This window comes from Lentimicrobium saccharophilum, from assembly GCF_001192835.1.
GTDB lineage: Bacteria > Bacteroidota > Bacteroidia > Bacteroidales > Lentimicrobiaceae > Lentimicrobium > Lentimicrobium saccharophilum.
On record NZ_DF968182.1, the window covers coordinates 2,715,659 to 2,736,564 of the forward strand.

Consider the following 20,906-nt stretch of genomic DNA (forward strand, 5'->3'; position numbering starts at 1 on the left):
CATGAACTTTTCAGAAGTAGCCCTCCTTTTTCCGGTCTTCCATGGCGGCTTCCGAGCGCATATCATCGGCCCTGCCGCCCCTTTCGGTAACCCTGGTGGCCGCTATTTCATCAATAATCTCCTCAATATTATTGGCTGCGGAAAGGGTAAGGCCGGTACACGAGATATCCCCGATCGTACGACATCTGACCGTTTTGGTTTCGTAATGTTCATTCTCCTTCAGGGTCATAAAGGGGGCTTTGGCAAGCCAGACGCCATCCCTGTTGAATACTTCGCGCTGATGGGTGAAATAGATCTCCGGCAACTCTATTTCTTCCTTCATGATGTACTGCCATACATCCATTTCGGTCCAGTTGCTGATGGGAAACACCCTGAAATGCTCTCCCAGGTTTTTCCGGCCATTAAAGATGTTCCACAACTCCGGACGCTGGTTTTTAGGATCCCACTGTCCGAACTCATCGCGGTGGGAGAAGAACCGTTCCTTTGCCCTGGCTTTTTCCTCATCACGCCGGCCACCGCCCATGGCAGCATCAAATTTATACTTTTCGATGGTATCAAGCAGGGTGGTTGTCTGAAGTATGTTACGGCTGGCGGTAGCCCCCTTTTCTTCAACTACCCGGCCTGTATCTATACTTTCCTGAACAGAGCCGACAATAAGCTGCGCCCCGAGTTTCTTCACCAGGTTATCGCGGTAAACGATGGTTTCTTCAAAATTATGACCGGTATCGATGTGCAGCAGCGGAAATGGCAGTTTTCCCGGCCAGAAGGCCTTGACAGCCAGATGGGTCATCACGATCGAATCCTTACCACCCGAAAACAGCAGGACTGGCCGCTCAAACTGGGCAGCTACCTCACGGATAACATAGATGGATTCGTACTCCAGCTCTTCAAGGTGGGTAAGTGTAAACTTATTTTTCATGCTTCAAACTTGATTTTTGGAACGATGAACCCGAGGAGTTCGGCAATATTCTGCTCCGGAGCCTTGGAGGTTGTTTCAATCTCATAGTCGGGGTTCTGAGGGATTTCAAAGGGGGCGCTGACCCCGGTGAAATCGGAAATTTCGCCCCTGCGCGCTTTCCGGTACATCCCTTTGACATCACGGGCTTCACAAACCTCAACAGGAGCATTCACAAATACACTGACCAGATTATCTGATCCGATGATATTCAGGGCAAGCTTGCGCAGCCTTTCTGTTGGAGTAATAAATGCATTGATGGTGATGATGCCGCTTTCAACAAAAAGTTTTGAAATTTCGGCAACCCGCCTGATATTCTCTTCCCTGTCGATGGCTGAAAAACCAAGATCACTGCAAAGCCCTCTCCGTGTGACATCCCCGTCGAGTAACCTCACATGAAAGCCTTGATCAAGCAAGGCTTTCTCAAGGCCGGCACCCAGCGTGGTCTTGCCCGAGCATGGAAGGCCGGTCAGCCAGATTACCCTGGCCTTCTGCCCGAAACGCTTTTCCATGATCTGCCTGTATCCGGTTTCACTCATAATCCAATTCTCCTGCAGGATAATGTTTGCAAAGCTACTACTATTTTTTTGATTGCCCGCCAGCTTGCCAAAAACGGAAAAAGGCCACCTTTGCGGATGGCCTTCAACACTTTAGCCCGATAAGTCATCAGGTCTTCCTGAACATTTTATCAACCAGGCCTTCCTCTTCAGGTTCCTGGTCATCGGTATAGTATCCGTATCCGTAACCCGATCCGTAGCCATATCCGTAACCATAGCCATAACCATAGCCGTAACCGTAACCATAGGAATTCTTGTCCATTTTTACATCATTCACCAGAATGGTCATGTTGGGGATGTTTCTGGACTCGATATCCGCGATGATTGAACCAAATACTTTCTTGTTGGTATAGTTCTGACGGACGACGAATACCTTTACATCGGCATATTTCATCAGCAGGAAGGCATCCGTTACCAGACCCACCGGCGGGGTATCGATAATGATGAAGTCATAGATCTCCTTCAGTCCGTCAATCAACTCGTCGTTGCGGTCCGAAGCAATCAGTTCTGCCGGGTTCGGTGGAACCGGTCCGGCCATCACGATATCAAGGTTATCAAGCGGCGATTTCTGGATGATGCCCTGCAGATCGCTCCGGTGAATAAGGAAAGAGCTTATCCCTTCGGTGTTCGACAATCCGAAATCCTGATATATCTTGGGTTTACGCAGGTCGTAGCCCATCAGCAGGGTTTTCTTTCCGTAGAGGGCAAAGATGGAAGCCAGGTTGATTGCGGTAAAGGTCTTCCCTTCGCTGACCATGGTCGAAGTGATCAGAATTACCTGCTTTTCCTTATTCTGTGCATAATAGCTGAGGTTGGTCCTGATTGACCTGAACGACTCTGAAATGGACGACTTCGGATATTCTGCCACAACAATCTGACTCTCTTTGCTGTTGTGGATCACATGCCCGATCATAGGGAGTGATGTCAGGCTCTCAAGATCCTTCTTATCAATCAGTTTGTCGTTGAAATAATCCTTGCCAAGTACGTAAACGACCGGGAAAACCAGACCAAGCAGAAATGCGATGGTGTAATTGAGCGTTTTCTTCGGGAAAACAGGCTGCAACTGATCTACGGTTGCCTCATCAATCACTTCATTGTCAGGCATATTCGAAGCCCGGGTAATCTGGGCCTCAGATCTCTTTTCCAGCAAATAGGTGTAGATGGCATCGTTCAATTTGAATTTACGCTCAATTCCAAACAAGGCCCGTTGCGTTCCCGGCAAGCGGTTGATCCGTGTTGACAGTTGATTGATGCGGTTGTTGATATCCCTGATTGCAATATTGGAGGTATTTACAATATTTTTGATGTTCTCTTCAAGGGTTCGCTTATTCACCCTGATCCGGTCGTCAAATGATGCAATGATCGGATTTTTTTCACGGGCAGTCAGCAGGGCTTCACCCCGTTCGGCATACAAACGGGTCAGTTCATTGATCAGTGTAGTCAGTACAGGATCGTCTATACCCATTGAAGACGGGACGGTGAGACCATCAATATTATCTTCATTATTCCGGAGGTAATTCTGCAAATACAGATAGTATTCATTTTTAACGATCAACTCGGCCTTCCTTTCTTCAAGGTCACGCATCATGGTAAATACCTGCTGCGACTGGAAATCAAGGTTCATCACCTCGTTGGTAGTCCTGAACTGCTGCAGGTTCATTTCGGCCATCTGAAGCGAGTCGGAAATCCCGAGCAACTGATCGTCAATAAAGTTGATGGTATTGGTAGCAATCTGGTTCTTTTTTTCAAGACTCCGCTGAAGATATGCTGTCGTAAGCATATTCAGAAAGTCGGCAGCCTTGTGCATATTGTTGCTCCTCATTGAAATTTCAACAATAGAGGCCTCCCTGTTGATCGGCTCAATGGTATAATCCATAAATTGCCTGGCAAGATCCTCTGTTTTGTTGAACATGAAAAACATATTTTTCCCCAGATGTTCTTTAGGGACATAATTCGGATTAAGTATAATTTTAAAATTGTGGTAACGTCCCTTGATCTCCTGCCCGAATCCAAAGGTACCGCTGATGGCTACCTGCTTGCTGATGTCCTCCAGCTGCCTGTTGCTGGAAAAACTATACAGAAAGGCAGCTTCTCCTTCGGTGGATAGGGAGTATTGATTTTCAGGCAGAATCTTCAGGTTAAACCTCAGCCCCGCTGGCTGGGGAAAGGCCGTATCAAAAACTACAGTAAAAGGGGATTGGGTATACAACTCGCGGGTAACAAAATTGTCTTCCAGAAAATAGGAAACCCTGAAATCCAGCGCCCGAATTGCCCTGTTTACCAATGACCTGCTCTTCAGCACGCCTATCTCATTATTAAGATTCTGATTGCTTTTCAGATTACCCAGCCCCAGCAACGCCTGGGGGTCAAAACCAGTTTTGTCATCTTTTACCATCACTGTAGTGCTCACCTTATACACCGGTTCGGTGTATTTGTTGAACAGAAAAGCGATGATCATCGCGATAAAGATGGTGATGATGAAAAAATACCAATAGCGGTAAAATTTGAAGAATAATTGTTTGAAATCAATCGATTCTTCCTGGTTCATTTCTTTGATATAATTCTCCACGACGATATTTTATTTTAAAAAGTTCAGGATAAGCAATGTTGTTGAAATGGTTGAAAAAAGAATTGCATAGGGGAATGCTTCAAAAGTGAAATTCTTGTTGCTCATTGGCTCCACGTAAACAATATCATCAGGCTGAAGATAATATGCATCCGAGGTGAGGATGTCGGATTTCAGCAGGTTGATGGTATGTATGCTTGACCCATCTTTTGTTTTCCGGATCACGGAAATTTTTTTTCTGTTGGCAAAATTTGTCAGATCCCCCCCCAGACTGATGGCCTGGAAAACATTGATGCTGTTCTGATATACCTGGTAAGTTCCGGGCCTCTCAACTTCGCCCAACAGGCTGATCTTGAAATTTACCAGTTTTACTGTAACTGTAGTAAACTGAAAATATTCATCCACCACTTTCTGAAGCCTGTCTCTGACATCATTAACCGTCAACCCTTTAACCATAACCTTTCCAACTACCGGAAAATTAATATACCCCGAATCATTCACCAGGTAACTGTTCAGATAAACCCCGGCCTCCGTTGACATCTGGTATCCCATTGTCTGGTTTGCAAGGAAAGGATTGCTTGTCTTGGTGTCCAGGCTTTTTACATCAATGTAAAGGTTGTCACCTGGCTGCACCCTGTAATCGGTAGTATGACTGTTTGGGAATTCCGTTTTATCACCCTTACTGTAATTTTCAGCATCCTGCAGATATTTAACTTTTTTCAGGGAAACACAGGAAGTTGCCATAAGGGCGATAAACACAAAGAATAAAATACGTTTCATATGCCGGGATTTAGGAAATAAAATTCTGGTTTGTGTTATGTTAATTGTTATTTAGCGGCAAAGTAACAGGAGAACAAAGATAAAATGTTATTCAAAAACCGTGATAAACAAAGCAATGATAACACGTTTTTTCTTAAATAGTTTCGGAATCCGGCGTTTTCAGTCTTACATAATCTGAATTTTATGAAATAAGACCCATTCTGCACCGCACCGCATCATACTTGAACGGTTTTGCAAAGATAAGATTCCCTGCCCATTTAAAGGAACAATAATCTATTGATTATTCAGTTATTCCGCAACAGCCTCCCCCTTTAAAGTCGCCGGAGTGCAGGCAGTTACCCTGACCCTGACATAATCTCCCGGTTTATAATTCTCCCTGGGGAAAACCACCACTTTATTCTGGCTGTTTCGTCCCGAAAGTTCTTTCCCTGATTTTCGTGACAAACTTTCTGCCAGTACCTCAAAGGTTCTACCAATATCCGCATGGTTGCTGCGGAATGACAATTCCTGCTGAAGGTCGATAATTTCCTGAAGGCGGGTGCCTTTCACCGCTTCGGGAACATCATCCTTATATTTCTTATGAGCCAGTGTATCAGGTCTTTCAGAGTACTTAAACATAAATGCATAATCATAGGCAGCCCATTTCATCATCTCCAGGGTCTCCTGGTGATCCTGCTCCGTTTCGCTGCAAAAACCGGTAATAATATCTGTGGAAATGGCGCAGCCGGGCAGAATACGCCTGATGGCTTCAATGCGCTGACGATACCAGCTGCTGTCGTACTTCCGGTTCATCAGTTTGAGGATGCGGTCGCTGCCCGATTGAACCGGCAGGTGTATTGACCGGCAGATATTCGGGTGGGCTGCCATGGTATGCAACAGCTCATCGGTCAGGTCTTTGGGGTGAGAAGTTGCAAAACGCACCCGAAGCAAGGGATTCACCAGTGCAACACGTTCCAGAAGTTTTGCAAACCCGGTTCCGTCATCCCATTTATACGAGTTTACATTCTGTCCCAGCAGGGTCACTTCGCGATATCCCTGGCTGAAAAGATCTTCAGCTTCTTTGACGATGGTCTGCGGGTCACGGCTGCGCTCCCGGCCGCGGGTATAAGGCACCACGCAATATGAACAGAAATTTTCGCAACCCCGCATAATGGAGATAAAGGCCGATACCCCGTTACTGTCGGGCCTTACAGGATTGATATCTGCATAGGTTTCATCGGCCGAAAGAATGACATTGATCGCCTTCTGACCGCCCTCGGCAATATTCAGCAAACGCGGCAGGTCGCGATAGGCGTCGGGCCCAACGATCACATCCACCATTTTCTCCTCGCTGATCAACTGCTCCTTGAGTCTTTCGGCCATACAACCCAGTACGCCGATAATCAGACCGGGTTTCTGCTTTTTGTACCGCTTGAACTCCTGCAGGCGGGCCCTCACGCGCTTTTCTGCATTGTCCCTTATTGAGCAGGTATTCACGAAGATAAGATCGGCCTCCGCAATGTTGCCGGTGGTTTCAAAGTCATGATCGGTCATGATGGAACCCACAATCTGGGTATCAGAAAAATTCATCTGACAGCCATAGGTCTCTATATAAAGCTTACGTTTCTGATCCACAATAAAATTTTAATGAAAACAACCGCTGCTTCCCTGCACCGGGCGGCAAAAATACACATTATTTGAACAGCCTCATTTTTACCTTGTTATAAATTATTCTTGGTGTTCTAAAAGTGTGGTATCTTTTTATTGCGTTACTTTGTGCCCGTTTTTAAAACATTGATTATTAATCAGCATTTGTCAATATGATCAAAAACCTGGTGATCGTAGAATCCCCTGCAAAAGCAAAAACCATTGAAGGCTTCCTTGGTAAGGATTTCACTGTTAAGTCGAGTTTCGGCCATGTACGCGACCTTTCAAAGAAGCAACTCGGAGTAGACATTGAACACGATTTTAAGCCCAAATATGAAATTTCCGGCGACAAGGTTAAGCTAGTGAAGGAGTTGAAAAAACTGGCTTCCGAGGCTGAAATTGTCTGGCTTGCTTCCGATGAAGACCGTGAAGGGGAAGCCATTTCGTGGCACCTTACCGAAGCCCTCGGGCTGGATAAATCAAAAACCAGGCGGATTGTATTTCATGAAATCACCAAAAGTGCCATCACCGAAGCCATACAAAATCCAAGGGGCATCGATAAAAACCTGGTGGATGCGCAGCAGGCGCGCCGGGTGCTCGACCGTCTGGTAGGATTTGAAATCTCACCGGTGCTGTGGAGGAAAGTAAAACCCGCGCTTTCAGCCGGCAGGGTGCAGTCGGTAGCGGTCAGGCTGATCGTGGAGAGGGAGGAAGAAATCAAATCATTCAAGAGTTCATACAACTACCGGGTTACTGCCACATTTATCCTTCCGGGCGAAGAAGGTCAGCCGAAAATTGCTGCCGAACTCAGCCGTCGCTTTCCCGAGAAACCGGAAGCCCTGGAATTCCTGAACACCTGCGTGGGAGCAGACTATCAGGTAGCCGATACCGAAACCCGCCCGGCAAAAAAATCGCCCGCTCCGCCATTTACCACCTCCACCCTGCAGCAGGAGGCCAGCCGCAAACTGGGTTTCTCCGTGGCCAAAACCATGATGGTGGCCCAACAGCTTTACGAAGCCGGAAAAATCACCTATATGCGTACCGACTCCGTAAACCTGTCGTCACTCGCCATCAATATGGCCAAAGAGGAAATAACTTCGCTATACGGTGAGAAGTATGTTAAAACCCGCCAGTACGCCACCAAATCGAAAGGCGCCCAGGAGGCCCACGAAGCCATCAGGCCTACTTATATGAATCACCGGGAAGTTTCGGGCGATGCATCTCAGAAAAAACTTTACGACCTGATCTGGAAACGCACCATTGCTTCGCAGATGAGTGATGCCGAACTGGAGCGTACCACCGTGACCATCAGCATTTCAAAATCGCCGGAAAAATTTGTCGCTAAGGGTGAAGTAATCAGATTCGACGGCTTCCTGAAGGTTTATCTCGAATCGACGGATGACGAAAATACTGATTCGGAAGAGGGGATACTTCCTCCGCTGAAAACCGGACAACCCCTCAGCCTGATTGAAATGCTGGCCACGCAGAAATTTTCGCAGCAACCCCCGAGGTATACTGAGGCCAGCCTGGTAAAAAAGCTGGAGGAACTGGGCATTGGCAGACCTTCAACCTATGCTCCGACCATCTCAACCATCCAGAAAAGGGAATATGTGGTAAAGGAAGACCGGCCCGGAGTTCAGCGCAGCTTTGACCTGCTGAAACTGAAAAACGGAAAAATCAGTGAATCGGTAAAAACCGAAACTTCGGGACAGGAAAAGAACAAACTATTTCCTACCGATATCGGCTCGCTGGTAAACTCTTTTCTGGTACAGTATTTTGAAAATATCCTTGACTACAACTTCACGGCCAGCGTGGAAAAGGAATTTGATGAAATCGCGCAGGGACAGAAAGTCTGGAACCAGATGATCAGGGAATTCTACTATCCTTTTGCCAAACAGGTGAAAGAGACCCTTGAGAAATCGGAGAAGGTCAAAGGAGAACGCTTGCTCGGAACCGATCCTGAATCAGGCAAAAACGTGTATGTAAAAATCGGTCGCTTTGGCCCTATGGTGCAGATCGGCGAATCGGAAGACGCTGAAAAGCCGCGCTTTGCAAGCCTGAAAAAGGGACAAAGCATTGAATCGCTCGCCCTTCAGGAAGCCTTGAAGCTGTTTGATTTCCCACGAACCATCGGCGAATACGAAGATGCGGAAATGACCGTGGCCATCGGCCGGTTCGGGCCCTACGTAAAACATAAATCTGCCTTCTATTCCCTGGCAAAGACCGACGACCCGGCTTCCATTGATGCCGAACGGGCGGTTGAACTGATAGAAGAAAAGCGCAAAAAAGAAAAAGAGCGCGTAATCCGGATTTTCGAAGAAGATCCTGAAGTCCAGGTGCTCAACGGCCGCTACGGGCCCTATATTGCCATCGGCAAATCCAACTACAGGATCCCCAAAAGCACCGATCCCGCTTCTCTTACACTGGAACAGTGCAGGGAAATTGCCGCGAAATCGGATGCCGCCCCGAAGACCCCCGGAAAAGGAAAGTTCAGAAAAAAGTAAGCCCCGGCACTCATCCCGGCATCCTGCATGCCATTGCCGGTGCAGCGCTTTATGCCTGTCACCGCATCTACTCATTTGCAAAATCCAGGGAAAATCCATAGGTTTGAGCGCTTAAAACCCCTCGTTGATTATGGATATCTCCATCTATTTTGAACCATTGCCTGATGAGCTGTTTGATGGTGCCGAAACCATTTCGCATCCGCGCATCGGACAACAAATACTCGCTTACCGTCAGAATGCTGATTTCCCGGAAGCGGCTGATGTTGACATCGCCATCATAGGCGTGGTGGAAGATCGGGCCGCGGTGAAGAACGAAGGCTGCGCCGATGCTGCCAACGAGGTGAGAAAACAGCTTTACCGGCTGTTTCCCGGTTCCTGGACGGCACGTATTGCCGACCTGGGCAACATCAGGCAGGGATTTACCATTGAAGATACTTACTATGCGCTATCTTCCGCTGTTTCATACCTTGTTGCAAACAAGATCCTCCCGGTCATCATCGGTGGAGGCCAGGACCTGACGTATGCCATGTACAAAGGGTATGAGAAGCTGGAGCAGATCATTAATATGGCGGCCGTGGATCCGATGTTCGATCTTGGTGAAACACAGTCGGAACTGGATTCTCATACCTATCTCAGCCGCATCATCATGCAGCGGCCCAACTACCTGTTCAACTACACCAACCTCGGGTATCAGACCTACTTTGTCGATCAGCCGGCGCTCGACCTGATGAAGAAACTGCTTTTCGACAGCTACCGGCTGGGCCTGCTTACCGCCGACATGAAAGAGACCGAGCCGCTGGTGCGCAATGCAGATATGCTTTCCTTCGATATGGGCGCTATCAGGGCTGCCGATGCCCCGGGCAATGCCAATGCCGGCCCCAACGGTTTTACCGGAGATCAGGCATGCCAGATCGCACGCTATGCCGCCATGAGCGACAAACTTTCCTCTATCGGATTTTTCGAATATAACCCTGCATACGACCGCAGGGGAATCACGGCACAATTGCTTGCACAGATGATCTGGTATGTGTTTGAGGGCTTTAATGCCCGGAAAAAGGATATCCCCTCCCGCGAGAGCGATGCTTTCATCCGTTATACCGTGCCTACCAGCGATTTCAGCGACGGCATCCTTTTTCTGAAAAGCCGCAAAAGCGACCGCTGGTGGATGGAAGTAATCTGCGGCGCCGACAACCGCCGGAAATATGCCAATCATTACATCGTTCCATGCACTTACGAAGATTACCAAACCGCCTGCAACAACGAAATTCCCGACCGCTGGTGGCAGGTGTATCAGAAACTGATGTGAGAAGGAAAGGAATTGCGGATTGCGGATTGCGGAATGATTGCTCTTATTTATCGCTTTTTTTTGCTAAAGACAGGATTAACAGGATTAACAGGATTTTCAGGTTTAAAAGGGTATTGATACCAGAGAAATTCCGGATCGGGTTTGGTCCCGGGAGACGGCAAAAGCCGGATAACGAGAGATTGCGGGGCACGAAGGAGGGCATACGTGCCAACAGGGCATCCGCGCCAGTCAGGTGAATGAAAATTGCCACTAATGCACGAATTTAATGAGTGTGCACGCGCCTTCCTATGCCTGCCGCGGACCCTGGAGAGATGGTTAGATGCACGAACGGGGACGTTCGCGCCAACAGGGGGATTTTCACTAAATCAGTGAAATGATTGAGACAGGACCGGCCTTCCAAAAATGGCGTTAAGAAAACAGGCAGCATGAATTAAAGAAGAAACGTGTGCGAAGATGTCTGGCGATGCACGGGTGATTTTTGTACATCGGTATTAAGCAGAGAAAGAATGTAACAACCTTCGTTTCTTCCGGCCAAAATGCTCGCCTGTTTTCAGCTATTTTTGGGAAGCCTTGATCTTTTGGTACTTTTGGATCAAGCCAAAAGTACGGAAACCAAAGAAATTGTAATCCGTTGAGAATGAGTGATTATTAGTGCGGACATACTTGCATCTTGTTAGGCCTTCTTTTTATCCCCGCATGACATTTCCCGCTCAAAGACCCCACCGTACCAGACAGGTGAATGAAGATTGCCACGAATGCACGAATGTAATGAGTGTGCACGTCTTCCGACGCCTGCCGCGGACCCCGGAGAGATGGTAAGAAGCACGGACGGGGACGTTCGCGCCAACCGGGGGATTTTCACTAAATCAGTGAAATAATTGAGACAGGACCGGCCTTCCAAAAATGGCGTTAAGAAAACAGGCAGCATGAATTAAAGAAGAAACGTGTGCGAAGATGTCTGGCGATGCACGGGTGATTTTTGTACATCGGTATTAAGCAGAGAAAGAATGTAACAACCTTCGTTTCTTCCGGCCAAAATGCTCGCCTGTTTTCAGCCATTTTTGGGAAGCCTTGATCTTTTGGTACTTTTGGATCAAGCCAAAAGTACGGAAACCAAAGAAATTGTAATCCGTTGAGAATGAGTGATTATTAGTGCGGACATACTTGCATCTTGTTAGGCCTTCTTTTTATCCCCGCATGACATTTCCCGCTCAAAGACCCCACCGTACCAGACAGGTGAATGAAAATTGCCACGAATGCACGAATGTAATGAGTGTGCACGTCTTCCGACGCCTGCCGCGGACCCTGGAGAGATGGTTAGATGCACGAACGGGGACGTTCGCGCCAACAGGGATTGTGGATTGCAGATTTTAGATTGAGGATTTCGGAATGATTGATCTTATTTATCGTTGTTTTTTGTTAAAGACAGGATTAACAGGATTTTCAGGTTTAAAAGGGTATTGATACCAGGGAAATTCCGGATCGGGCTTGGTCCCGGGAGACGGCAAAAGCCGGATAACGAGAGATTGCGGGGCACGAAGGAGGGCATCCGTGCCAACAGGGCATCCGCACCAGTCAGGTGAATGAAGATTGCCACGAATGCACGAATGTAATGAGTGTGCACGTCTTCCGACGCCTGCCGCGGACCCTGGAGAGATGGTTAGATGCACGAACGAGGACGTCAGCGCCAACCGGGGGCTTTTCACTAAATCAGCGAAATAGTCGCTCCTTAAAAACTATTTTTCCGAGCGGGAAAAAATAAAAAAAGAGGCTCAACCAGCGTTTGAAAAATGAAACGAAAAAACTCTAGTTTGAGTTTTTCCATCATTTTCTTCAGATTCCATGCGGTTGCAGCCATCAAAGCATTGATTTGTATGCCTTTCTCTCCTAAAAGGTAGTTCTGTCCCATTCGAAAATCTGTTTTCAGATGTCCGATAATTGGCTCGATAGCTGCCCGTGATCTGAACTTTTTACGTTTCTTATGTTTCTGAGCAATTGTATCGCTGGCCTTGGGTTTATGGGGTGTCAGGATCTTTACACCTTCAATCTCTGACCTTCCTCTTCCTCCCCGGTCATAAACCACTTCCTGAGGTAGCTTTATGTCATTGCTAATCATTTGATTAATCAAAGGCTCAATCGTGTGGCCATCGAAGGGGTTACCCAAAAATGCACTGATGGCTAAAATAATCCTCTTCCCTTTTTTGCCAGTGGTAATCAACCCTACTTTGTTGCCAAACTCATATTGCTTATGTGGTTTGCCTTTGGCTATGCAACGGGTAAAGGGCTTGTGAAGGCTGTAAACCTTGTCGGTGTCGTTTTTCTGCTGGTTGACAGCACGATGATAGAGTTTCAGTTCTTTTGCGTACTTCCCTTGCTGTTCCTCGCTCATTTTTCGACCCAGCTCCCTCAACAACGTATTGGCAATGGTCTTTAGACGTCTTTTTGACTTTTTTGCCTTTTTGGCTCGTCGGGGATGCTTGCCATTGTAAGTGTCGCGTAGCAGTTGCTTACTCTCCCTGGTGTATCGTTGCCGTTGATCAATATCTTCTTTCTCAGCTATTTTGTTGCATTGGTCTATAACTTTCTTGCATAATTTGGCATCTGTTGGAAACGTAGTATTGTTTTCCTGAACGGTTGTATCTGACAAGGAAAACTTCGATTGCTTGTGAACAGATTGCCCGTGCAGTTTTACACTGTATGCAAATATTTTGCCTATTCCTTCTTCTCCCACACGATTGCGAAAGTGAGTGAAATCGCTCGGGTCAAAAGGAAATTTATGTTCGAAAAAGACTCCCCCGCAGAAATATTGAAAGTAAACATCACGAACCCAAACCTCAGGAATACGGTCATCTCCAAGATTATAAATGTGTTTTAAGAGCAAGCAGCCAACCATTAACCTGATAGGAACACTGGGTGCTCCCTGATCAGAATAATAGACCGAGAATTCTTTCTCAAAATATCCCCAATCAATTTTATTGGCTAAACGAACAAGCTCATGATCCAAATTGATAAAATCGTCAAGCATCGGACGAAATAATTCCCTCTGGCTCTTTGTGGGTGATTTTCCAAGCATAATTTGCAGGTTTTTATGCATTAAAGATACAAAATCCTGCATAAATAGTCGCTAAAAAATGATGCTTATTTATTGACATTCAATTGTTTATAACTTATTTAAGGAGCGACGAAATAATTGCGACAGGACCGGCCTTCCAAAAATGGCGTTAAGAAAACAGGCGGCATGAATTAAAGAAGAAACGTGTGCGAAGATGTCTGACGAAGCACGGGTGATTTTTGTACATCGGTATTAAGCAGAGAAAGAATGTAACAACCTTCGTTTCTTCCGGCCAAAATGCTCGCCTGTTTTCAGCCATTTTTGGGAAGCCTTGATCTTTTGGTACTTTTGGATCAAGCCAAAAGTACTGAAACCAAAGAAATTGTAATCCGTTGAGAATGAGTGATTATTAGTGCGGACATACTTCCATCTTGTTAGGCCTTCTTTTTATCCCCGCATGACATTTCCCGCTCAAAGACCCCACCGTACCAGACAGGTGAATGAAGATTGCCACGAATGCACGAATAGAATATATGCGTTTTAATCCCGATGGGTGTCATAAACTGAACAAGGAGTTTGAAATGCGTTGAAGGAAGTAACAAGATATATGCGATATCCGGAAGCGTCTGCGCCAGACAGGTATCGCATGCAAACAATACAAGTGAACTCTTACATCTTACTTCTTACTTCCCGCTATTTCATAATGATAAGCCAACCGGCTTTAGAGCCCCAGCGACATGGCCAGCAACTCGGCAATGTCGTAGTTTTTTACCTCTTCCTGCTTGTCTTTGAACTTAATGCCGTCAGAAAGCATGGTCATGCAGAAGGGGCAGGCGGTGGCCACTATCCGGGCGCCGGTGGCCAGCGCTTCTTCGGTGCGTTCGGTGTTCACCTCCCTGTTTCCGGGCTCTGCTTCCTTGAACATTTGGGCGCCGCCGGCACCGCAACACAGCGCTTTGCTCCGGTTCCGGGGCATCTCGGCGGTGCGTGCCCTCAAGGTGGCGATCACGGCCCTGGGCGATTCATACTCGCCATTGCCCCTGCCCAGGTAACAGGGATCATGAAATACAATGGTCTTGTCGCTGAAAACCGCCGGGTCCGCCTTGATCCTCCCTTCTTCAACCAGCATCCTGAGAAACTGCGAATGATGGGTGACCTCGTAATGTCCACCCAGGTCGGGATATTCATTTTTGAAAATATTGAAACAATGCGGACAGCAGGTGATGATCCTTTTGACATTATAGGCCTTCAGCGTTTCAATCACCGTCAGTGCCTGCATCTGAAAGGTCATCTCGTCACCGGCCCTGCGGGCAGGATCGCCCGTGCAGGTCTCCTCCGTGCCCAGCACGGCATAACTGATTCCGGCGTGATGCAATAGCCGCACAAAAGCACGGGTTACTTTCTGATAGCGTTCATCAAAAGCGCCTGCACAGCCAACCCAGAAAAGGTATTCAGGGGTTTCGCCCCGCGCAGCGAGATCGGACATTAAAGGGACTTTGATTGTGTTCATTATTTCTTGTGTTTTCTTTGTCTGTAGGATATTTGAAAATTAAAAAATATGAAAATGTGAAAATGCCCGTGGCATAATTTTCACTTCTTCCGGCTACTGTTTCTTTGTTCCAACATTTCGTGCTTTAAGTTCTCTCTGGCAGTTGATAGAATTTTATAGAGGATTTTCCTTATTATTTCAATTTTCTCAAGAAGTGAAGTATTCGTTGGATATGATTTTGCTGCAGCACATAATTCCAACCAATAGGCTGTCTCATCGGCTTCTTTGGTTGCAATTTTCATCTTATGAATAAAATCCAGCCGGCTTTCACTCTGCTGTGCTTCTCTGACATTGGCTCCAATGGATGTACCGGATTTAAGCAATTGTTTCGCAATCACATACTTTTGCATCTTTTCCAGCATTTCTGCAAAATCAATTATTTCAAGGGCAAACTCAAAAGTCAATGACTTGATAATGTTCTCTTTACTTTCCATTTTCTTGTGTTTTTATAATTAAACGATTTAATTGAACTACATCTGATTCAGTAAACTATTCATCCTTAAACAATAACATTGATCGGTCCTTTTCCCGGATCAGGAATCAAGGAGCAGTATTTAATCATTTACATATTTACAGATTGATTCATTTTCAAATTAAAGCAGGTCTGCCCACTTCATCCTGTCCTCGGCAGGGTATTGCCAGGGAGCGCCGTTGTTCTGGATGTTCTGCAGCATAGAGGCGATGGACGGGGGCATGGTGGCTTCCTCCATCACCAGGTAGCGCCGCATATCAACGATCAGCGTGGGGTGGTTGATGTTGATGGGACATTCCTGGGCACAGGCATTGCAGGTAGTGCAGGCCCACAACTCCTCGGCGGAGATAAAGTCGCGCACCAGGGATTTTCCATCGTCAAAACTCAGGTCTTTGAGCAAACCCGGGCCTTTCTCCTTCATTCTTGCCCGCAGGTCCACGAATATTTTACGGGGCGAAAGCTTCTTACCGGTAATGTTGGCCGGACATACGGAAGTACAGCGGCCGCATTCGGTGCAGGCCAGGGAATCCAGGTAGTTTTTCCAGGTAACATCCTCCACATCCTTCACACCGAAACGGGCCGGGGCGGCTTGTCCCTCAGGCGCCGGGGCAAAGGCCGTTTCCGGATTCATCATCATCCTTACCTCATTGGTAACACTCTCCATATTGGGCAGTTGTCCCAGCGGCTCCAGCCTGCTCAGCAGCACATTGGGCACAGAGGTGAATACATGAAAATGCTTGGAGTAAGGCAGTATATTGGCAAACGCGAATATCAGCAGGATATGCACCCACCAGCTGACCTCATGAAGTACAATAAGTTCTCTTCCTTGCCCGAACAAAACCGGAGCCAGGGCCGCGCTCAGGGGATATGCGCCTTCGTATCCGCCCGGATGCATCTGAACATACGTGAGGTTGATCCCCGCCAGGGAAACCATCAGCATAAAAATAATGCCCAGGGCTGCCAGGGCGTCGAGTTTCGACTTTTTCTGCATTTCGATGCCCGAGAACCGGCGAACGGAAATGAACAGCCGGCGACCCAGGAAAAGCAGCATCGACAACATAATCACATACGCCATGATATCGCCCGAAGCCATCACCACATCGTAAAACCAGCCGGTGAAGGCCATGCTCCTTTCAAGTCCTGAGATTCCGTCAATCACCATCTCAATGCTTCCCAGGGTGATGACCATAAAACCCCAGAAAACCAGGGCATGCACCAATCCTATCAGAGGAAACCTGAAGATCTTGGTCTGACCGATGGCGACTTTCAGCACCAGGCTGATACGCTGTCCCCAGCTGCTGATGCTGAATGGCTTTGTAAGTGTGAAGAACTTATAGATCCTTCGGATGGTAAAGGCAAAGATGCCGAGTGTAATCAGCAATGCCACCGTAAAAATGATCTGTTTTGTCATAAGTAGGGTTTATCCGGTGAAAAGCAGTTGCAAGATAGGAAATACTTCTGCAGTAAGCGAAAATCCCGCTTGATTTTTATTGTATGCAGATATGTACATATCAGTAAATCATATTCCGGAAGCTGTATGATTTATTTTGAATAACTTATGCTCATAGCAATCAAATTATTTCACAGAGAAGTCACAGTGGTCTTAATTCTTCTCTGTGTAACTCTGTGATGCCTCAGTGTTCTCTGTGTAACTGTTTGTTGCACATATATTCAACCAGTTGCACGGAGAGATTTAAATTCTTTCCCCGAAATTGCCTTATACATTTATACAATTCTTTGGTTTGATTGTGGAGCTGCCATAGCGAAAAACAGCGCTTCAGCAAACCATCAAGCCGGAAAATCAGGATGGCCTCCAAAAAAAAGCAGAATAATTTTGCATTTCTGAAAAATGCGTTACTTTTGACCGCAGCAAGCTGAGTATTATGCGTCAGAAACCTCTCTTCCGGCTTACTTCCAAGACCATCTTCCGCAACATCAAGAACCGGGACGAATATCAGTTTTAATTGCTTTTATCCTGTCATTTTATTGACGCAATTCATCTATTTATTACTTTAATTGATTAATTATCATGGAATTACCATTTGCAGAATCATATAAAATCAAGATGGTGGAGCACCTCCGCCGCAGCACCCGCGAGGAACGCGAACAATGGATCAGGGAAGCCAATTACAACCTTTTCAAGCTTAAAAGCGAGCAGGTATTTATCGACCTGCTTACCGACTCGGGCACCGGTGCCATGAGCGACCGGCAGTGGAGCGAAATGATGTTGGGTGACGAAAGTTATGCCGGCGCCTCTTCGTATTTTAAAATGAAAGACACCATCAGGGAAATCCTGGGCTTCGAATATTTCCTGCCTACTCATCAGGGCCGGGCTGCCGAGAATGTTCTTTTCTCCGCGCTGGTCAAAGCAGGTGATATCATTCCCGGCAACTCCCACTTCGACACCACCAAGGGACATATTGAATTCCGCAAGGCCAAAGCGGTGGACTGCACCATAGCCGAAGCCTTCGACACCACCGTCAATCATCCCTTCAAGGGCAATCTTGACCTGAACAAACTGGAAGACGTGCTGAAAAGCCATCCGAAAGAAAAAGTTCCGTTTATCGTGGTTACCGTAACCTGCAACTCTTCGGGCGGGCAGCCGGTTTCTATGGAAAACCTGCGCGGCGTCAGGCAACTGGCCGACAAATACGGAATTATGGTGGTCTTCGACTCGGCCCGTTTCGCCGAAAACGCTTACTTCATCAAGACCCGCGAGGCAGGTTATGCCGGCAAAACCATACGCGAAATTGTGCTGGAGATGTTCAGCTACGCCGACGCCATGACCATGAGCAGCAAGAAAGACGCCATTGTGAATATGGGCGGATTTATCGGCATGCGCAGCAAGGAACTTTTCGAAAAGGCTTCCGTTTTCAACATTATGTTCGAAGGCTACATCACTTACGGCGGGATGTCGGGCCGCGATATGAACGCCCTGGCCCAGGGGCTGCGCGAAGGCACCTGCTTCGATTACCTTGAAACCCGCATCAGCCAGGTGGCATACCTTGGTCAGCGGCTGGTTGACTTCGGCGTGCCTGTGCAGCAGCCCTTCGGCGGACATGCCATCTTTGTGGATGCCAAGCGTTTTCTGCCCCAGTTGCCCAGGGAACAGTTCCAGGCACAGACACTGGCCGTAGAGCTTTACCTTGAAGGTGGCGTGCGCGGTGTGGAAATCGGCGCCCTGCTGGCCGACCGCGACCCGGAGACCCGCGAAAACCGCTATCCCGCGCTGGAGCTGCTGCGCCTTACCATCCCGCGAAGGGTCTACACCAACAACCATATGGATTATGTGGCCACCGCCCTCGCCAATGTGTATGAACGCCGCAACAGCATTATCAAAGGACTGAAAATCACCGGTGAAGCCCCTATTATGCGGCACTTCACCGTTGATCTGGCCAAAGTATAATCTGACTTTGTTTCCCGTACAGTGCAACCATTTACCAGGTTGATGAATGCTGGTCCGGACAACAAAAAATAAATCAGGATACGGAATATTTAAATTTTTCGTACATTTGCCATCCCAAATCGGGAACAATTGCAGCGTTTAACCTGCAAGGGCCTATAGCTCAGTCGGTTAGAGCACCTGACTCATAATCAGGTGGTCCCTGGTTCAAGTCCAGGTGGGCCCACTGGAAAAATACAGAAAATGAAAGGAAAAACTTCATTTTCTGTATTTTAACCCTGATTTTAAAGCGTTTGGCTTGCGCTTTAAAATGTGTTCTTTTCAATGTTTACGGCAATTTTTTCTACAAAATTTCTACACAAATTTTAAAGTTAAGTTGCCATGAACACTTCTCACTTCAGAATCATCCAGCGTACCGAAACAACCAGAAAAGACGGTACATGTTCGTTATATCTCTATGCGAACATTAATGGTGTTAAAATGTACTTTACCACCGGAAAATCTATCCTGGCAAAACATTGGAATCAAAAGTCCCAGAAAGTTTCTGCTAATTGTAACGACTTCACCGAAATTCAGGATGCAATTGACCTGTATCTAAGCAGGGCCAAAGAGTTCATTGCCCGCGCCAACATTGAAAAACAAACTATTGATCTGGACGCTTTCGAAAGAATGCTACGCGGAGAAGTATATGACCACACAGACTTCATCGCTTTCATAGAGCATGATATCAAAAATAACTGTGGAAAATATTCGCAAGGAACAATAGCAAATTACAATGTGCAGTTAACCAAACTAAAAGGTTTCCGCAAAAAGATCTCTTTTCAACAGCTTAATCCTTTCTTCTGGCGGGAGTATGAATCATACTTGTTTGGATTGGGCAATAATCCTAATACCATACATAAAGCGTTCAGGACTCTTAAAGTTTTCATTAACAGGGCTATTGAGCAAGGAATTATTCAGGCTAATCCTTTTGCAAAAATAAGAGTTGAAAGAAATGAAGGCAATATGCAGTTTCTGACCAGAGAGGAATTGGGTAAGCTGGAAAAGCTCTACAAAGGGTTTATGACTGTCGAACTGAAAAGGACACTCCAGTACTTTCTTTTTTCATGCTATACCGGACTACGGTATTCCGATATTAGAGAACTAAAACAAAAGCATCTTTTTCTCGGAGAAGAAAGTCATATAGAAAAAGTGATGTTTAAAACAAACCGGATAATCAGGATTCCACTTATTGAACAAGCAATAAGACTAATGCCTTCAAAAACGCTTGCAGAACTTGCGGTTTTCCATGTTTATTGCAATCAGGTAACTAACAGGCACCTTAAGAGCATTATGAAACTTGCCGGAATTAATAAACGCATTTCGTTCCATTGCGCACGTCATACATTCGCTACTATTACTTTAGGACTGTGTAACGATATTGCTGTAGTCAGTAAGCTACTCGGACATACAAAGATTGAAACGACTCAGATTTATGCTAAAGTACAAGATGAACAGAAAAGGAAGGCGATGAGAATGTGGAATGCGAAATAGCAGATTCAAATCAAATTCATCAGGATTAGTATTCGTGCTCTAAAGAAAACGTATGCTGCAAACTCAATTGAAACTGATGTTGAAGATGTTTTCAACAAATGGTTGTTGACAAAATACAATATTAGATTTATAGAATGGCCAAACTCTGCACTATATTTATTGTGCAATTGTATTTAAGTTTCAGCTATGCAAAATACTAGAGCCGGCTTGAATCCACCCGAACTTTTATAAAAAAGCATTATGTGTACAATCCGAGATGTTAAGCCTCTTATTGAAAAATTAGTAGGTAAAAAATGTAATCACATTGACGAACATGTATTGAATTTGACACTATTCAAAAACGGAGATGGTTTAGGTTATAGCCAATTTAACGAAGTTTTATTATTATTAGGTTATAATAGAGTCGCTGACTTCTTCTTTCAATTTCTTGTAACTGAAGAACTGGAAGGAGAGGACAGTATATTCTCATTCCCATCGATCCAAGCATTAGAAGAAAAGATTAATCGCTTCATTTATTTTGGACTGCTTTGGTATGGAAATGTGAGATTTGCATTTAAGAAAGGCTGTAGTTTAGAATAGCGTTGTATTATGAAAATATTGTTT

14 protein-coding genes and 1 tRNA gene are annotated in these 20,906 nt (G+C 46.2%); 6 read left to right on the forward strand and 9 right to left on the reverse strand.

Translation table 11 applies throughout. The features are described 5' to 3' along the window. Positions 1 to 10 precede the first annotated feature (10 nt). The 5 genes from cysD to miaB all read right to left on the reverse strand — a co-directional run bounded on the left by cysD (position 11) and on the right by miaB (position 6,472). The gene (gene cysD / locus TBC1_RS10495) at positions 11 to 919 is read right to left on the reverse strand and encodes a sulfate adenylyltransferase subunit CysD (RefSeq protein WP_062041892.1); all 909 of its coding nucleotides are present in this window, start codon (positions 917 to 919) and stop codon (positions 11 to 13) included. Further along, a complete protein-coding gene (gene cysC / locus TBC1_RS10500; RefSeq protein ID WP_062041895.1) occupies positions 916 to 1,494 on the reverse strand; it encodes an adenylyl-sulfate kinase in 579 nt (192 codons plus the stop codon). The genes cysD and cysC overlap by 4 nt, the downstream gene beginning before the upstream one ends. Before the next feature lie 127 nt (positions 1,495 to 1,621). Next, entirely contained in the window at positions 1,622 to 4,081 is a 2,460-nt protein-coding gene (locus TBC1_RS10505; RefSeq protein ID WP_062041898.1) for a GumC family protein, read from the reverse strand. A gap of 9 nt (positions 4,082 to 4,090) precedes the next feature. Continuing rightward, a complete protein-coding gene (locus tag TBC1_RS10510) occupies positions 4,091 to 4,858 on the reverse strand; it encodes a polysaccharide biosynthesis/export family protein (protein WP_082189565.1) in 768 nt (255 codons plus the stop codon). Positions 4,859 to 5,146: 288 nt separating this feature from the next. Continuing rightward, entirely contained in the window at positions 5,147 to 6,472 is a 1,326-nt protein-coding gene (gene miaB / locus TBC1_RS10515) for a tRNA (N6-isopentenyl adenosine(37)-C2)-methylthiotransferase MiaB (protein WP_262490422.1), read from the reverse strand. A 185-nt stretch (positions 6,473 to 6,657) separates the two neighbouring features. On the opposite strand from miaB, the gene topA reads away from it, so the two are divergent. Together topA and TBC1_RS10525 are read left to right on the forward strand one after the other, a co-directional pair. Then, positions 6,658 to 8,988, forward strand: a complete 2,331-nt coding sequence (topA, locus tag TBC1_RS10520) for a type I DNA topoisomerase (RefSeq protein WP_062041907.1) — start codon at positions 6,658 to 6,660, stop codon at positions 8,986 to 8,988. A gap of 130 nt (positions 8,989 to 9,118) precedes the next feature. Continuing rightward, the gene (locus TBC1_RS10525) at positions 9,119 to 10,294 is read left to right on the forward strand and encodes a formimidoylglutamase (RefSeq protein ID WP_062041910.1); all 1,176 of its coding nucleotides are present in this window, start codon (positions 9,119 to 9,121) and stop codon (positions 10,292 to 10,294) included. A gap of 1,729 nt (positions 10,295 to 12,023) precedes the next feature. On the opposite strand, the gene TBC1_RS10530 is transcribed toward TBC1_RS10525, so the two are convergent. From TBC1_RS10530 to TBC1_RS10545, 4 genes are all read right to left on the reverse strand, one after another. Next, positions 12,024 to 13,409, reverse strand: a complete 1,386-nt coding sequence (locus tag TBC1_RS10530) for an IS5 family transposase (RefSeq protein WP_062041913.1) — start codon at positions 13,407 to 13,409, stop codon at positions 12,024 to 12,026. A 658-nt stretch (positions 13,410 to 14,067) separates the two neighbouring features. Next, positions 14,068 to 14,856, reverse strand: coding sequence for a (Fe-S)-binding protein (locus tag TBC1_RS10535; protein WP_082189567.1), 789 nt, complete (start codon positions 14,854 to 14,856; stop codon positions 14,068 to 14,070). 80 nt (positions 14,857 to 14,936) lie between these two features. After that, positions 14,937 to 15,329 carry a four helix bundle protein gene (locus tag TBC1_RS10540; protein WP_062041919.1) on the reverse strand — a complete coding sequence of 131 codons (393 nt, stop codon included), beginning with the start codon at positions 15,327 to 15,329 and terminating at the stop codon, positions 14,937 to 14,939. A 159-nt stretch (positions 15,330 to 15,488) separates the two neighbouring features. Next, entirely contained in the window at positions 15,489 to 16,778 is a 1,290-nt protein-coding gene (locus TBC1_RS10545; RefSeq protein ID WP_062041922.1) for a 4Fe-4S dicluster domain-containing protein, read from the reverse strand. 618 nt (positions 16,779 to 17,396) lie between these two features. Here TBC1_RS10545 and TBC1_RS10550 point away from each other — a divergent pair. From TBC1_RS10550 to TBC1_RS10565, 4 genes are all read left to right on the forward strand, one after another. Beyond that, positions 17,397 to 18,773, forward strand: coding sequence for a tryptophanase (locus TBC1_RS10550; protein WP_062041925.1), 1,377 nt, complete (start codon positions 17,397 to 17,399; stop codon positions 18,771 to 18,773). Between the two features lie 149 nt (positions 18,774 to 18,922). Then, positions 18,923 to 18,996, forward strand: a tRNA-Ile gene (locus TBC1_RS10555). A gap of 155 nt (positions 18,997 to 19,151) precedes the next feature. Beyond that, positions 19,152 to 20,303, forward strand: a complete 1,152-nt coding sequence (locus tag TBC1_RS10560; RefSeq protein WP_062041928.1) for a site-specific integrase — start codon at positions 19,152 to 19,154, stop codon at positions 20,301 to 20,303. A 240-nt stretch (positions 20,304 to 20,543) separates the two neighbouring features. Then, on the forward strand, positions 20,544 to 20,882 hold the full coding sequence (locus TBC1_RS10565) for a hypothetical protein (RefSeq protein ID WP_062041931.1): 339 nt from the start codon (positions 20,544 to 20,546) through the stop codon (positions 20,880 to 20,882). The last annotated feature ends 24 nt before the right edge of the window (positions 20,883 to 20,906 follow it).

What these genes read in the sequence shown, in the direction of transcription:
- TBC1_RS10545 (WP_062041922.1), bottom strand. Translation starts at nt 16,778, where the DNA reads ATGACAAAACAGATCATTTTTACGGTGGCATTGCTGATTACACTCGGC.
- TBC1_RS10530 (WP_062041913.1), bottom strand. Translation starts at nt 13,409, where the DNA reads ATGCAGGATTTTGTATCTTTAATGCATAAAAACCTGCAAATTATGCTT.
- TBC1_RS10525 (WP_062041910.1), top strand. Translation starts at nt 9,119, where the DNA reads ATGGATATCTCCATCTATTTTGAACCATTGCCTGATGAGCTGTTTGAT.
- TBC1_RS10560 (WP_062041928.1), top strand. Translation starts at nt 19,152, where the DNA reads ATGAACACTTCTCACTTCAGAATCATCCAGCGTACCGAAACAACCAGA.
- TBC1_RS10540 (WP_062041919.1), bottom strand. Translation starts at nt 15,329, where the DNA reads ATGGAAAGTAAAGAGAACATTATCAAGTCATTGACTTTTGAGTTTGCC.
- TBC1_RS10565 (WP_062041931.1), top strand. Translation starts at nt 20,544, where the DNA reads ATGTGTACAATCCGAGATGTTAAGCCTCTTATTGAAAAATTAGTAGGT.
- cysD (WP_062041892.1), bottom strand. Translation starts at nt 919, where the DNA reads ATGAAAAATAAGTTTACACTTACCCACCTTGAAGAGCTGGAGTACGAA.
- TBC1_RS10550 (WP_062041925.1), top strand. Translation starts at nt 17,397, where the DNA reads ATGGAATTACCATTTGCAGAATCATATAAAATCAAGATGGTGGAGCAC.
- cysC (WP_062041895.1), bottom strand. Translation starts at nt 1,494, where the DNA reads ATGAGTGAAACCGGATACAGGCAGATCATGGAAAAGCGTTTCGGGCAG.
- TBC1_RS10535 (WP_082189567.1), bottom strand. Translation starts at nt 14,856, where the DNA reads ATGAACACAATCAAAGTCCCTTTAATGTCCGATCTCGCTGCGCGGGGC.
- topA (WP_062041907.1), top strand. Translation starts at nt 6,658, where the DNA reads ATGATCAAAAACCTGGTGATCGTAGAATCCCCTGCAAAAGCAAAAACC.
- TBC1_RS10510 (WP_082189565.1), bottom strand. Translation starts at nt 4,858, where the DNA reads ATGAAACGTATTTTATTCTTTGTGTTTATCGCCCTTATGGCAACTTCC.